Here is a 12138-nt window from a genome sequence, read left to right on the forward strand (position 1 = left end):
CCAGCGTCAGCGCCAGCATGGCGGCCGCGCGCAGCATGGGCGGCCAGGCAGCAGGCCGATGCCGGCCCGCCGCCGGTGCCGATGACGGTGCGGTCGCTGACGCGGAGGCGGAGGCGGACACGGAGGCGGCGATGGCGGGCGGCACGGGCTGGGCCAGCAGCGGATCGAACAGCGCGTGCAGCGCCGCGTTCTGGCTGCGGTAGGCCTGCAGCCGCGCCATGTCGGCCGGGTGCTGCGCCAGATGGGCGTCGACCGCGTCGCGCCGTGCGGGCGGCAGGCGGCCGTCGACCCAGGCTTGCAGTTCGGCTTCGGTAACGGGGGGATTCATTTGACCACCTTCAGCGGGGCGGGCACCGGCTGGCCCAGCATGATCTGGCGCAGCCTTTCCCTGGCGCGGGACAGGCGCGACATCACCGTGCCCAGCGGAATATCGAGGGCGGCCGCCACGTCCTCGTAACGCATGTCTTCCAGCGCCACCAGCAGCAGCACTGCGCGCTGCTCCGGCGGCAACTGTTGCAGCGCGCGGTCGAGGTCGCGCAGGGCCAGGCCGCTGGCGCTGGTGTCGGCGCCGGCCAGCGGCAGCGCATCGTCGAGCGGCTCGGTGGCCAGCGCCGGACGGCGCAGCTGGTCCACGTGCAGATTGTGCATGATGCCGAACAGCCAGGCGCGCATGTCGCTGCCGGGCCGCCAGCTCGACAGCCTGTCCCAGCCGCGTTCGACGGTGTCCTGCACCAGGTCGTCGGCGTCGGCGCGGCCGCCCAGCAGCGCCCGCGCGTAGCGGCGCAGGCGCGGGATGCAGGCGACCAGGCGCTCGTGCGCGTCGTGCATGCAGGCGCTTAGTTCTTGACCACGTGCCAGATGTCCTTGAAGTTGTCGCCGTTGCGATCGCCCGGCTTAGTGTCCTTCTTGAACAGATAGAGCGGCTTGCCCTGGTAGGCCAGCTGCCTGGCGCCGTCCTCGCGGGTGATTACCGAGTATGGCGCGGTCACGCTGGCCGATGGCGCGACGGCCGGCCAGTTGTCGCTGCACGGGCCGTTGCAGGCGCTGGCGCCGCTGCCGGCGGTGTCCTTGTCGAAGGTGTAGACGGTCATGCCGGCGGCATTGACGAGGATGCCGTCTTTTTTCATGACCTCGTCGGCACGGGCGGCGCCGGCCGGCAGCAGGGCGGCGCTCAGGCTGGAAATCAGGCAGAAAGTCAGGCGGGTTGCAGTGTTCATGGCGTTGCTCCTTTACGGGTGGGGGATACACTGGGTATACGCAAGGCAGGGCCGGATTATTCCGCCGTCCGGCAAATATTTTCAATATCTTACGCCTGCGGCGGTGCGCCCGCGTGTTTCTTTGAGTTAAATAAATTTCCACGTGGAACTAAAAACGCTTTGATTTCAGGGACTTAGCCAGGGCTGGCGGAGTACCCTCTAAACTGTGGAATAATGCTGAATCAGCGCATACATGCGCTAAGGCAATGGCGCCTGCCGCTTCGACCGGGAGCGGGTAGCACACGGTAAAAAGGGAAGTTATTTGGTGAACATGTTTGCGCTCGATGAAGAGCTGGTGCGCTGGCAGGCGGAGTTGTCTGAAGCGCAAGGCTGGTCGCGCCTGCCGCTGCTGACGGCGCTTGCCTGGCATCTGCGCCAGCGCGAGCCGCTGCGTGCGCAAACCCTGTGCGCCGACATCGCCGCGCTGCTGGACCAGCTGCCGCCATCCGAGGCCGCCGTGCAGCGCGCCCGCCTGCTGCTGATCGCCGCCGAAGCGCAATGGCTCAACGGTGAGCTCGATCATGCCGAATACCAGGCCGGGCTGGCCTTGCAACAGCTGGAACTGGCGGCCGATCTGCCGGCCGAGGCCAGCCTGGTGCACGCCGACGCCTGCTGGGTGCTGGCCTGGATCGCCAACGACCGCGGCGCCAGCAGCACCGGCGACCACTGGCTGGCGCAGGCCGCGCTGGCCGCCCGCGCCGGCGGCGACCCGGTGCGCATCGACGTGATCGACGCCGCTTCCGGCATCTGCGACACCTTCAGCGACTGGAAAGTCGCGCAGCAGCGCTGGAGCAGCCGCTTCGGCGCCGACCTGAGCGGCGTGGCGCCGATCGCGGCCGGCTGGATCAGCGACTTCTTCGGCACCTGCGCCTTCCAGCGCAGCGACTACGGCCGCGCCATCGGCCATCTGATGCTCAGCTACGAAACCGCGCTGGCCACGGGGCAGATACGGCGCGCCATCATCGTCGCCACCAACATCGGCAACGGCTTCACCAGCCTGAACGCGCACGAAGCGGCGCTGGACTGGATGCAGCGCGGCCTCGACCTCGCGCGCCCGACCGGCTGGCCGCTGAGCATCGGCATGTGCCTGATGCAGACGGCGGAAACCCTGCGCCAGCTGGGCCAGCGCGAAGCGGCGCAAACGCTGCTGCGCGAAGCATTGAATACATTGGCGCCGCTGTCCGGCTCGCGCGCCTACGCGGTGGCGCTGGAATATCAGGGCGACCTGGCGCTGGACCTGGGCAACCACGCGGCGGCGCTGGACAGCTTCACCCGCCTGGCCTCGCGTGGCGACGCGCTGGGCCAGACCGATTTCCAGAGCAGCGCGCGGCGCGGCCAGGCGCACGCGCTGTCGCACCTGGCGCGGCCCGAGGATGCGCTGGCGGCGGCGCAGGGCGCGCTGGCGCTGGCGCGCGAACATGCCGACGCGTCGAGCTGCATCGCCGCGCTCAATGTGCTGGCCGATATCCACGCCCGTCACCGCTTGCCGCCGCCGGCCGAGATGCAGGCCGCCAATCCGGTGCTGCACTACCTGCAGCTGGCGCTGAAGACCGCCGCCACCATCGAAGGCTACACCGTGCCCGGCGCGCTGCTCGACGCCACCGCGCGCGAGTACGCGGCCATCGGCGACCACGCGCGCGCGTATGCGATCTCGCTGCAGGCCAGCGCCGCGCGCGACCAGACGCACAGCCAGCAAGCCACCAACCGCGCCATCGCGATGCAGGTGCAGTATCAGACCGAGCGCGCGCAGACCGAGGGCGAGCATCACCGCCAGCTGGCCGCCGCCGAAGCGCAGCGCGCCGAGGTGCTGCAACAGACCAGCGCCACGCTGGAACACCTGAGCGCCATCGGCCAGGAGATCACCGCCCATCTGGATGCGGCGGCGGTGTTCCGCGCGCTGGACCGCCACGTGCACGGCCTGCTCGACGCCACGCACTTCTCGGTGTTCCTGCTGGAGCCGAACGAGGAATGGCTGACCTGCGCCTTCGGCGTGGAGGCGGGCAGCCCGCTGCCTGCGGTGCGCGTGCCGCTGTCGGACCCGAACGCCAATTCGGCGCGCTGCATGCGCGAGCGGCGCGAGATCATGATCGAACTGGGCGAGGCCGATGTCACGCCCAACCTGATCCCCGGCACCTTGCCGACTTTGAGCCTGCTGTTTGCGCCGCTGCGCGTGGGCGAGCGCGTGCTGGGCGTGATGACGGTGCAGTCGCTGCTGGCGAGCGCGTACGGCGAGCGCGAACGGCTGATCTTCCGCACGCTGTGTGCTTATGGCGCCATCGCGCTCGATAACGCCAGCGCCTACCGCCAGGTGGCGGCGACGCTGAAGACGCTGAGCGCCACGCAGGAGCAGCTGCTGGAAAAGAATCTGGAACTGGAACGCGCCTACAAGGCGCTGGAAGAAGTCAGCCTGACCGACCAGCTGACCGGCCTGCGCAACCGCCGCTTCTTCCTGCAGAACGTCGACGCCGATGTCGCCATGAGCCTGCGCGGCTACGACGCCGGCCAGCACCGCCAGCTGACCGAGTGCGATATGTTGGCGCCCAACGACCTGGTGTTCTTCATGGTCGATCTGGATCACTTCAAGGAAGTCAACGACCGTTACGGCCACGCGGCCGGCGATTCGATCCTGGTGCAGATGCAGGAGCGCCTGCGCGAAGTATTCCGCGAATCGGATTATGTGATCCGCTGGGGTGGCGAGGAATTCCTGGTGCTGGCGCGCGCCACGCATCGCGACGAGGCGCGGGTGGTGGCCGAGCGCATGCGCCGCGCCGTGGCCGACCGCGATTTCGAACTGCCGGACGGCGTGCTGCTGTCGAAGACCTGTTCGATCGGCTTTGCCTGTTTCCCCTTCCTGCCGGAGCAACCGCGTTTGCTGTCATGGTCGCAGGTGGTGGAACTGGCCGACCAGGGCCTGTACATCGCCAAGCGCTCCGGCCGCAATGCGTGGGCGGCCTTGTACAGCACGGCGGCCACGCGCCCGGACGGCATCTTCCCGCGCCTGATGCAGCATCTGGATCAGGCGGTGGCGGATGGCGAAGTGCGCCTGGTCAGCAATCTGACCGGGCCGCTGGTGCTGGGCGGCGAGCGCCGCCGCGTCGGCCTGTCCAGCGATCTGGAAACCTGAGGCCTTCGGGGGAGTATGTACATGGGGTAGGGCATCCCGCTCCTTGTGGTAAAAGCCCGATTTTCACCCCTGCTTTCCCCTATTTTTCCATCGATTGAACTATCTTTTTTTCTCCCGGTCTAAATTGGGGAAAGTAGAAGAAAATAGGGGAGGAAACAGGATGAATACCACAATGACCGTGCAGCTGCCCACCGACACCCTGCTCAAGCTGATCGAAAAATTGCGTCATCGTGGCGGCTCGCAAGACATTTCGGAAGCCATGACGAAGGCCATCGAATGCTGGCTGGAAGACCCAGCCAGATTCGCGCCGGGCGCGGACCCCGAGGGCCTGCATGGCTATCAATGGAAAACGCTGTTCCTGCCCGAAGGAACGATCCTGAAATCGTGGAGCTACGGCGAAAACAACTACGCACGCGTTGAAGGCGACCAGATCATCCACAATGGCCGCGCCGTCTCGCCGAACCAGTTCGCGCAATCGTTCGCGCGCTCGACGCGCAATGCATGGCAGGATTTATTCATCCGCCGCCCTGGCGACAAGACGTTCAAGATTGCGTGCCGGCTGCGCGAGGAACTAATCGCTGCCTCGAAGGCGCCTGCTGCCACGGCCATGCCGGTCCCTGCCGCCGTCCCGCCGTTGCCCGCGGCAGCAGCGCCGGTGTTGCCCGCGCCGCCGGCTCCGCAGCGCGCTGGCGCACCTCTGTGCAACACCGACTTTGAACCCGGTTGGGATTTACCTGAACGCAGAAAATTCCGCTACCGGCTGGAAGACGTCGCCTACTAGTTCAGCAATGATTCCGGCTACGGGGCCTCAACCACCACATCGCAATTGAGCGTATTGGCGATGTAGCACTTGTCGTGGGCTTCGTGGTGGATGGCTTCCAATTCCTCGGCGCCCGGCGGCGCGGTGCCGGCGAACGCGATCACCGGCCGCAGCGCGATGCGCGTCATCGCCATTTTCCCCGCAGCGTTCTTGCCCAATTCACCGACGGCGTGATCCCGATAACTGTCGACCGTGTGACCGCGTTTGGCGGCGATCGACAGGAAGAACAGCATATGGCAGCTGGATGCAGCGGCCACCAGCGCTTCTTCAGGATCGACGGCGGCGGCGTCCGACATCGGCAACGGCACCGACAGCGGCGACGAAGAAGCCGGCACGGTGGCGCCGCCGTCGAAACTCCATGCGTGGGCGCGGCTGTAGCGCTGTCCCAGAAAATCCTGCCCGTTGCGCGTCCATTCAATCTTTGCTTCGAATTGCATGCGATGCTCCGTCGATGAGAGGGGCCTATATGATACCCCGCTGCTTGCTATACTACCGGCTTCTCCCTCATCCCTCCGAGCCATGACCAAGACGCGCTGCAGCTGGGCCAATCCGGCCAATCCCCTGTACCTTGAATATCACGACAAGGAATGGGGCGTGCCTTGCCACGACGAGCGCCGTCTGTTCGAGATGCTGAACCTGGAAGGCGCGCAGGCAGGCCTGAGCTGGGAGACGATCCTCAACAAGCGCGAGAACTATCGCGCCGCCTTTGACCAATGGGATGCGGAGAAGATCGCCGCCTATGATGCGGACAAGGTGGCGTCGCTTCTGGCCGACGCCGGCATCGTGCGCAACCGCCTGAAGGTGGCGGCCGCGATCACCAACGCGCAAGCCTACCTGCGCCTGCGCGCCAGCGGCAGCACGCTGGATCAATGGCTGTGGGCTTACGTCGGCGGCAAGCCGCTGGTCGCGGGCAAGGGGCCGCGTCCGGCCAAGACGGAACTGTCGGACCGTATCTCCAAGGACCTGGCCAAGCTGGGCTTCAAGTTTGTCGGCTCGACCATCATCTACGCTTACATGCAAGGCATCGGCATGGTCAACGACCACGCGCCGGATTGCTTCTGCCGGGCGCGCAAGTGATGACGCGGCAGGTGGTAATCGACACGGACTTCGGCCACGGCGAACGGTTCATGGATGCGTGGCGCGCGCTGCCGCCGCAAGGCGGTCTGCATTACCTTGCAGTGACGCCGCAGGTGCCGTCGGCCGACATGGTCGCCGATGCGCAGCTGCGCGCCCTGTGGCCGTTGAATGTGCCGGGCTTCCACCGCATCCTGCTCGACGACGGCCGCGTCACGCTGGACCTGCTGGTGGGCGCGCTGGATGCGGTACTGCCGCAGATCGCCGCACGAATCGACGCATTCCATGTCGCCGTCTCGTTCCCTGCGCCGCTGGCGCGTGGCCTTGCCAAGCTGGCGGTGCTGGGCGCGACACTGCACGTACATGCGTCGGATAATGCGCCGGACGAAGCGCTGCTGTGGGCGTTGACCGCCGCAGGTTTCTCCTGCAAGGCCGTCGAAGGCACGCATGACGTCAGCGCGGTCTACCAAAGCCGCAAGCCGCAGCCGGAAGCGCCGCCCGCGCCTGTGCGCCGCGCGATTGTGATCGGCGCCGGCCTGGCCGGTTCCTCGGCCTGCCATCGCCTGTGCGCCAACGGCTGGCAGGTGACGCTGATCGAACGCCATGCATTGCCGGCGCAGGAAGCGTCCGGTAATTTGGCCGGCATCTTCATGCCGCTGCTGTCCAAGGACGACAACATCCCCACGCGCCTGAGCCGCGCCGCCTACACCTTCGCGCTGCGCGAGTGGCGCCGGCTTGGCGGCGTTGGACAGGCGTTCGATGGCGCCAGCTGCGGCGTGCTGCAACTGGCGCGCGATGCCGACCATGCGAAGGTGCAGCAGGACGTGGTGGCCGCATGGGATTATCCGCAGCAGTACGTGCGCTGGCTGGAAGCCGACGCCGCCAGCGAACTGCTGGGCGGCCCCACGCCGCATGGCGGCTGGCTGTTCGAGCAAGGCGGGTGGGCGCGACCCGCGTCGCTGTGCGCGGCCATGCTGGATGCCTGCGGCGAGCGTTTGCAGCGCGTGTTCGCCGCCGAGGCGCTGGACCTGCAACGCGTGGGCGATGAATGGCAAGTGCGCGGCCCCGATGGCGCCGTGATCGCGCAAGCGCCGACGGTGGTGCTGGCCAACGGCACCGGCGCCGTCAACATCGCGCAGGCGGCCGAGCTGCCGCTGTCCCGGCTGCGCGGCCAGGTCACGCACCTGCCGGTGTCCGGGAATACGCCATCGCCGCCGGTGCTGCCGCTGGTGGTCTGCCGCGAAGCCTACGTCACGCCGCCGTCCCAAGGCATGGTCTGCGCCGGCGCCACCTACGACAACGACGACGATCCGCAACTGCGCACCGACAGCCAGCTGGAAAACCTGACCCGCCTCGCCGAGATCGTGCCGGGCGACGACGTCGCCGCGCTGGCCGCCACCGCGCCGCTGGCGGGCCGCGTGGGCTTCCGCTGCGCCGCGCCGGACCGCCTGCCGCTGGCGGGCGCGCTGCCCGACTACCCGTCCGCCGGCCGCCTCGAACGCCTGCGCGACGTGCCGCGCCATCCCGGCCTGCATGGCCTGCTGGGCTACGCCTCGCGAGGCCTGATCTGGGCGCCGCTGATGGCCGAGTTGCTGGTCTCCCAGCTGGAAAACACCCCGCCGCCGCTGGAAGCGATGCTGGTCGACGCGCTCGACCCCGGCCGCTTCCTGCTCAAGCAGCGGCGTCGCAGCCAGTAGACAGTCGCACCGCCCGCCGTTGGCGCTGCCATATTCAACAGGATATAATGCGCCACTGACAACAATCCCATTCGCGCCAGGCGCCGTCCATGGAGAACCGAACGATGGATGAAGAAGATGCGCAGCACCACCAAGGATCGCCGGAGCTGTTCATGTTCCTGGCGTCGACCGTGCATGACATGAAGAATTCGATCGGCGTCCTCAATGGCACGCTGGAGAATCTGCTGGCCGCCGCACCCGCCTCGCCGGATCAGCCGGATCAGCCGGATCAGCCCAGGCACGCCGACTACGCCCCGCTGGCGCAAATGCTGTACCAGACCAAACGCCTCAACGACAACCTGATCCAGCTGCTCGCCCTGTACAAGGACGTCGGCAAGCCAGGCTATCCCTTCGACCCCGCCGCCTGCCGCGTCAGCGAATTGGTCGAGCAGGTGGCGGGGCAGGCGCGCACGTTGCTGCACTCGCGCGGCATCGCGCTCGATCTCGACTTCCCGCAGGACGCCATCTGGACGCTGGATGAAGACCTGATCATCGGTGTGCTGGTCCACGCCATCAACAACGCCATCCGCTACACGCGCGACCGACTGCGGCTGGCGATACGCGTGGACGGCGACTACCTCGAACTGCGCGTCGAAGACAACGGCGACGGCTTCCCGCCGGCCATGCTGGACGCGGGCGCCAGCGCCATGGACGGCCGGCGCAGCGGCGTCAACTTCCTCAACAACAGCAGCGGCCTCGGTCTCTACTTCTCCAGCGAAGTGGCGAAGATGCACAAGCACCGCCAGCGCGGCGGCAGCATCGCGCTGGAGAACGGCGGCGTGTTGGGCGGCGGCTGTTTCATACTGCGCCTGCCATGAGCGGCGTCGAAGCAATCGCCTCCGCGGCGGCCGGCGATGTCGACTGGGCCGAGAAGCACTACCTGCTGGTCGACGATTTCGTCGGCATCCGCCAGCTGCTGCGCGAATCGCTGCGCAACCTCGGCGCCAAGCACATCGACCAGGCGGCCAGCGGCGGCGAAGCCATGGTGCTGCTGTCGAAGACCCGCTACGACGTGGTGCTGTGCGATTACAACCTCGGCGACGGCAAGAACGGCCAGCAGGTGCTGGAGGAAGCGCGCATCCGCAACCTGATGCTGCCCAGCAGCGTGTGGCTGATGGTCTCCGCCGAAAAAAGCGTGGAGTCGGTGATGGGCGCGGCCGAGCACCAGCCGGACGCCTACATCATCAAGCCGATCACCGAAGGCGTGCTGCTGACGCGCCTGAACCGCGTGTGGAACAAGAAGCAGATCTTCCGCGAAATCGACCAGGCCTTTGCCGACAAGGACTACCTGCGCGCGGCCCGCCTGTGCGACGAGCAGATCGCCCACAACCCGCTGCACGAGATCGACCTGCAGCGCATGAAGGCCACGCTGATGCTCAAGAGCGGCGAACCGGAACTGGCGCGCAAGGTGTACGAGCATGTGCTGGAAGAGCGCGACTACAACTGGGCGCGCTGCGGCCTGGCCAAGATCCTGATGAACAACGGCGAACTCAATGCGGCGCTGACCATGTTCCAGGCGGTGATCACCGACAACCGCTTCTACATCGACGCCTTCGACCAGCTGGCCAAGACCTTCCAGTTGCAGGGCAAGACCGAGGAAGCCTTCGGCGTGCTGGAAAAGGCCGCCAAGCTGTCGCCCAATTCGGTGCCGCGCCAGCGCGCGCTGGGCCAGACCGCGCTCAAGCTGGGCAACATCCCCGTGGCGGAGAAGGCCTTCCGCAAATGCATAGAGATCGGCGAGTACTCGGTGATGAAGACGGTCGACGCCTTCTTCGGCCTGGCGCGCGTGTGCGCGCAGAAGAACGACACCAAGGAAGCCATACGCCTGTTGAACGCGGCGGTCCACCAGTTCGGCGGCGACCAGGTCGAGCTGCGCGCCAAGATCACCGAGGGCCTGGTCTACCACGAGACCGGCGACTACCGGCGCGCGCGCAAATCCGGCGACGAGCTGGAGGCGATGCTGGCCGACGAAACCAAGCAGCGGCCGGACACCGAGACCTGTCTCGACATGGCGACGCTGCTGTTCGCGGTCGGCGTCAAGGAAGCGCCGGTGGGCCTGCTGTGCTACGTCACCCGCAACAACCACGACAACGTGCCGCTGCTGGAGGACGTGCAGAAGATCTTCGACAAGGCGCGCATGACCGACGAAGGCATGGAACTCATCAAGGCCTCGCGCAAGGAAGCGGCGGACATGATGAACAAGGGCGTGCTGCTGTGGAAGACCGGTAAGCTGATCGAGGCGGTCGAGTGGATGCGGGTGGCGCGCAAGGCGCTGCCGCACAATATGCGCATCCTGTTCAATTCAGCGCAGATCCTGATCTCGCAATTGCAGCAGACCGGCTATGTGCGCGAGCTTGCTGAAGAGGCGATCACGGTGCTGATGCATGTCGACGCCATCGCGCCGGGACAGCAGCGCTTCGCCCAGCTGATGGAGCAGCTGGCGATGCTGGCGCCAATGTCGGGCGTGGTGGCCGCTGCCGCCGCCACCGAGTACGAGGCGGCCAACGGCGCCGTCCACGATCCGCGCGAGTGACGGATCAGCGCAACAGCAGGGCCGGTGACGGCCTTGTTTCCGGGACGGCAAATGATTACACTGAATTTTCGGCGCGGCCCAGGCTGCGCCTTGATTCGCTGTCAATATTGAGGGCAAATAAAGGGCACTAAAATATGCGCGATATCGCAAAAGAAGTTTATACAAAAATGAAAGTCGGCAGCGTGGCGTGGATACGTCCGGTCGCTGCCAAGGGAGACACCCTGGATAGTTTTCAGTCCGCACACGACAGCGCCAGGCAGCTCGAAGAAGAAGGCTTGATCGATATCGAGAAAGTGCAGCGTCAGGCCGACGGCCTGATTGACGCCATCCGCATTCAGCGGCGGGCGTAGCAATCGTGATGGCAGGTGCAGGCTAGCTGACGGCCGGCTTGGCCTTGGCGGGAGCGGCGCGTTTTTTGGCGGGCGCTTTCTTCGGGGCCGCGGCCGGCGTGGCAGCTGGCGCAGGCGCTGACGCAGGCTTGGCCTTGGCGGCCGGCGGCGTGGCGGCTGCCGCGAACTTGGCCGCCGTATCGCTGGCGCGCGCGGCGGCGCTGGCCATCATCGACTCGGACGCCATCGCCGTCGACACGGCCTGTTTGAATTGATCCTGCAGCATATTCCACCAGATCGCCGGATTGGCCATTTGCGCGGCTGCCGTATCGGCGGCCGGCTTGGCCGATGCCGCCGCTTCCGGCTTGGCCGCAGCCGCTGCGGCCGGAGCGGGGGCCGGCGCAGGTGCCGGCGTTGCGGCTTTGTCCTTGTCCGCCTCGCGCGCGTGGTGGAAGAAGGCCGACGCGTACGGGTTGGCGTCGAAGATGGATTTGTGGTCGCTGCTGTGCGGCTGGTTGACGGCGGCCGCCAGGCTGGCGCCGACCGACTTGAGCGTGGCGATGGTCCCGCGCTGCACTTCCAGCGCCTGGATGCTACCGCGCAGCATGCTCATGTTGAGGTTCAGCCAGGTCTCGACGGCTTTCAGGTCGTTGATCTTCTTGTCCAGCTCTTCCACCGACAGCGTGGGCGCCGTCAGCCCGGGCACGCTCATGCTGCCCCACAGGCTTTTGACGAAATCCAGCGTATCCGTCATCACTGCTGCACCTGGTATGTTTGGCATTTGCGTGTGGGCCATGGAAGTCTCCTATAGGAATATCGACCAGCGTAGCAGATAAAGGCGCGTGCTTCAAAAGATTTTGACAACATTGCGCCGCCGGCGCGGACTCTGGCCGAACACGTTAAACTAGCGCCATGAGCTTAAGCACCCATCTATTCCAACGCCGCCGCCTGCTGCTATTGTGCGCGGCCACGCTGGCGCTGCATTACCTGGCGATCGATTGGGTGGGCGGCCGGCTCGCGGCGCAGACGCACCGGCCGTCGCCGCTGCCGCCGTCGCTGATGACTGCCCAGTTGCGGCTGGCGCTGCCCAAGCACGTGGACACGCCGCCTGCGGCCGAGGTACAGCCCTTGCCGCCAGCCGCGAAACCAGCGCCCAAGCCCCGGCCCAAGCCTGCGCAGGCGCCGGAGCCTGCGGCCGAACCGGCGCCGCCAGCGGCAGAGCCGCCCGCCGCGACCGACAGCGCAGCCGCATCGACATCCGACGCC

12 protein-coding genes and 1 pseudogene are annotated in these 12138 nt (G+C 66.7%); 8 read left to right on the plus strand and 5 right to left on the minus strand.

The window, feature by feature from the left end:
* From GEV02_RS32345 to GEV02_RS32355, 3 genes are all read right to left on the minus strand, one after another.
* Window positions 1-328, minus strand: a 328-nt coding sequence (locus tag GEV02_RS32345; RefSeq protein ID WP_174999445.1) for an anti-sigma factor family protein, incomplete at its 3' end; no start/stop codon positions are given.
* Window positions 325-828, minus strand: coding sequence for an RNA polymerase sigma factor (locus GEV02_RS32350; RefSeq protein WP_152841891.1), 504 nt, complete (start codon window positions 826-828; stop codon window positions 325-327). The genes GEV02_RS32345 and GEV02_RS32350, both read right to left, overlap by 4 nt.
* Window positions 829-836: 8 nt before the next feature.
* On the minus strand, window positions 837-1217 hold the full coding sequence (locus GEV02_RS32355; protein ID WP_152841892.1) for a COG4315 family predicted lipoprotein: 381 nt from the start codon (window positions 1215-1217) through the stop codon (window positions 837-839).
* A gap of 310 nt (window positions 1218-1527) precedes the next feature.
* On the opposite strand from GEV02_RS32355, the gene GEV02_RS32360 reads away from it, so the two are divergent.
* Both GEV02_RS32360 and GEV02_RS32365 read left to right on the plus strand, forming a co-directional pair.
* A complete protein-coding gene (locus GEV02_RS32360) occupies window positions 1528-4380 on the plus strand; it encodes a sensor domain-containing diguanylate cyclase (RefSeq protein ID WP_152841893.1) in 2853 nt (950 codons plus the stop codon).
* 160 nt (window positions 4381-4540) lie between these two features.
* Window positions 4541-5161: a hypothetical protein gene (locus tag GEV02_RS32365; RefSeq protein ID WP_152841894.1), complete on the plus strand. Its 621-nt coding sequence runs from the start codon at window positions 4541-4543 to the stop codon at window positions 5159-5161.
* A 17-nt stretch (window positions 5162-5178) separates the two neighbouring features.
* Here GEV02_RS32365 and GEV02_RS32370 read toward each other — a convergent pair whose 3' ends face one another.
* The gene (locus GEV02_RS32370; protein ID WP_152810155.1) at window positions 5179-5637 is read right to left on the minus strand and encodes an OsmC family protein; all 459 of its coding nucleotides are present in this window, start codon (window positions 5635-5637) and stop codon (window positions 5179-5181) included.
* Window positions 5638-5719: 82 nt separating this feature from the next.
* Between GEV02_RS32370 and GEV02_RS32375 the strand changes: the two genes are divergently transcribed.
* The 5 genes from GEV02_RS32375 (at window position 5720) to GEV02_RS32395 (ending at window position 10893) form a co-directional block, all read left to right on the plus strand.
* Window positions 5720-6277, plus strand: coding sequence for a DNA-3-methyladenine glycosylase I (locus GEV02_RS32375; RefSeq protein ID WP_008444628.1), 558 nt, complete (start codon window positions 5720-5722; stop codon window positions 6275-6277).
* The gene (gene mnmC / locus GEV02_RS32380) at window positions 6277-7971 is read left to right on the plus strand and encodes an FAD-dependent 5-carboxymethylaminomethyl-2-thiouridine(34) oxidoreductase MnmC (protein WP_152841895.1); all 1695 of its coding nucleotides are present in this window, start codon (window positions 6277-6279) and stop codon (window positions 7969-7971) included. The genes GEV02_RS32375 and mnmC overlap by 1 nt, the downstream gene beginning before the upstream one ends.
* Before the next feature lie 104 nt (window positions 7972-8075).
* Entirely contained in the window at window positions 8076-8828 is a 753-nt protein-coding gene (locus tag GEV02_RS32385; protein WP_152841896.1) for a sensor histidine kinase, read from the plus strand.
* The gene (locus GEV02_RS32390; RefSeq protein ID WP_152841897.1) at window positions 8825-10543 is read left to right on the plus strand and encodes a tetratricopeptide repeat-containing response regulator; all 1719 of its coding nucleotides are present in this window, start codon (window positions 8825-8827) and stop codon (window positions 10541-10543) included. The genes GEV02_RS32385 and GEV02_RS32390 overlap by 4 nt, the downstream gene beginning before the upstream one ends.
* Window positions 10544-10677: 134 nt before the next feature.
* Window positions 10678-10893 carry a hypothetical protein gene (locus GEV02_RS32395; protein WP_152841898.1) on the plus strand — a complete coding sequence of 72 codons (216 nt, stop codon included), beginning with the start codon at window positions 10678-10680 and terminating at the stop codon, window positions 10891-10893.
* A 22-nt stretch (window positions 10894-10915) separates the two neighbouring features.
* Here the strand turns inward: GEV02_RS32395 and GEV02_RS32400 are convergent, their stop codons facing one another.
* Window positions 10916-11668, minus strand: a complete 753-nt coding sequence (locus GEV02_RS32400; protein WP_152841899.1) for a PhaM family polyhydroxyalkanoate granule multifunctional regulatory protein — start codon at window positions 11666-11668, stop codon at window positions 10916-10918.
* Window positions 11669-11784: 116 nt separating this feature from the next.
* On the opposite strand from GEV02_RS32400, the pseudogene GEV02_RS32405 reads away from it, so the two are divergent.
* Window positions 11785-12138, plus strand: a pseudogene (locus tag GEV02_RS32405) (DUF3108 domain-containing protein); the annotation flags it as partial.

The organism is Rugamonas aquatica (assembly GCF_009380215.1).
Lineage (GTDB): Bacteria > Pseudomonadota > Gammaproteobacteria > Burkholderiales > Burkholderiaceae_D > Rugamonas > Rugamonas aquatica_B.

Excerpts from the sequence above, each read along its gene's own strand:
- GEV02_RS32350 (WP_152841891.1), bottom strand. The coding sequence starts at position 828 with ATGCACGACGCGCACGAGCGCCTGGTCGCCTGCATCCCGCGCCTGCGC.
- GEV02_RS32355 (WP_152841892.1), bottom strand. The coding sequence starts at position 1,217 with ATGAACACTGCAACCCGCCTGACTTTCTGCCTGATTTCCAGCCTGAGC.
- GEV02_RS32360 (WP_152841893.1), top strand. The coding sequence starts at position 1,528 with ATGTTTGCGCTCGATGAAGAGCTGGTGCGCTGGCAGGCGGAGTTGTCT.
- GEV02_RS32365 (WP_152841894.1), top strand. The coding sequence starts at position 4,541 with ATGAATACCACAATGACCGTGCAGCTGCCCACCGACACCCTGCTCAAG.
- GEV02_RS32370 (WP_152810155.1), bottom strand. The coding sequence starts at position 5,637 with ATGCAATTCGAAGCAAAGATTGAATGGACGCGCAACGGGCAGGATTTT.
- GEV02_RS32375 (WP_008444628.1), top strand. The coding sequence starts at position 5,720 with ATGACCAAGACGCGCTGCAGCTGGGCCAATCCGGCCAATCCCCTGTAC.
- mnmC (WP_152841895.1), top strand. The coding sequence starts at position 6,277 with ATGACGCGGCAGGTGGTAATCGACACGGACTTCGGCCACGGCGAACGG.
- GEV02_RS32385 (WP_152841896.1), top strand. The coding sequence starts at position 8,076 with ATGGATGAAGAAGATGCGCAGCACCACCAAGGATCGCCGGAGCTGTTC.
- GEV02_RS32390 (WP_152841897.1), top strand. The coding sequence starts at position 8,825 with ATGAGCGGCGTCGAAGCAATCGCCTCCGCGGCGGCCGGCGATGTCGAC.
- GEV02_RS32395 (WP_152841898.1), top strand. The coding sequence starts at position 10,678 with ATGCGCGATATCGCAAAAGAAGTTTATACAAAAATGAAAGTCGGCAGC.
- GEV02_RS32400 (WP_152841899.1), bottom strand. The coding sequence starts at position 11,668 with ATGGCCCACACGCAAATGCCAAACATACCAGGTGCAGCAGTGATGACG.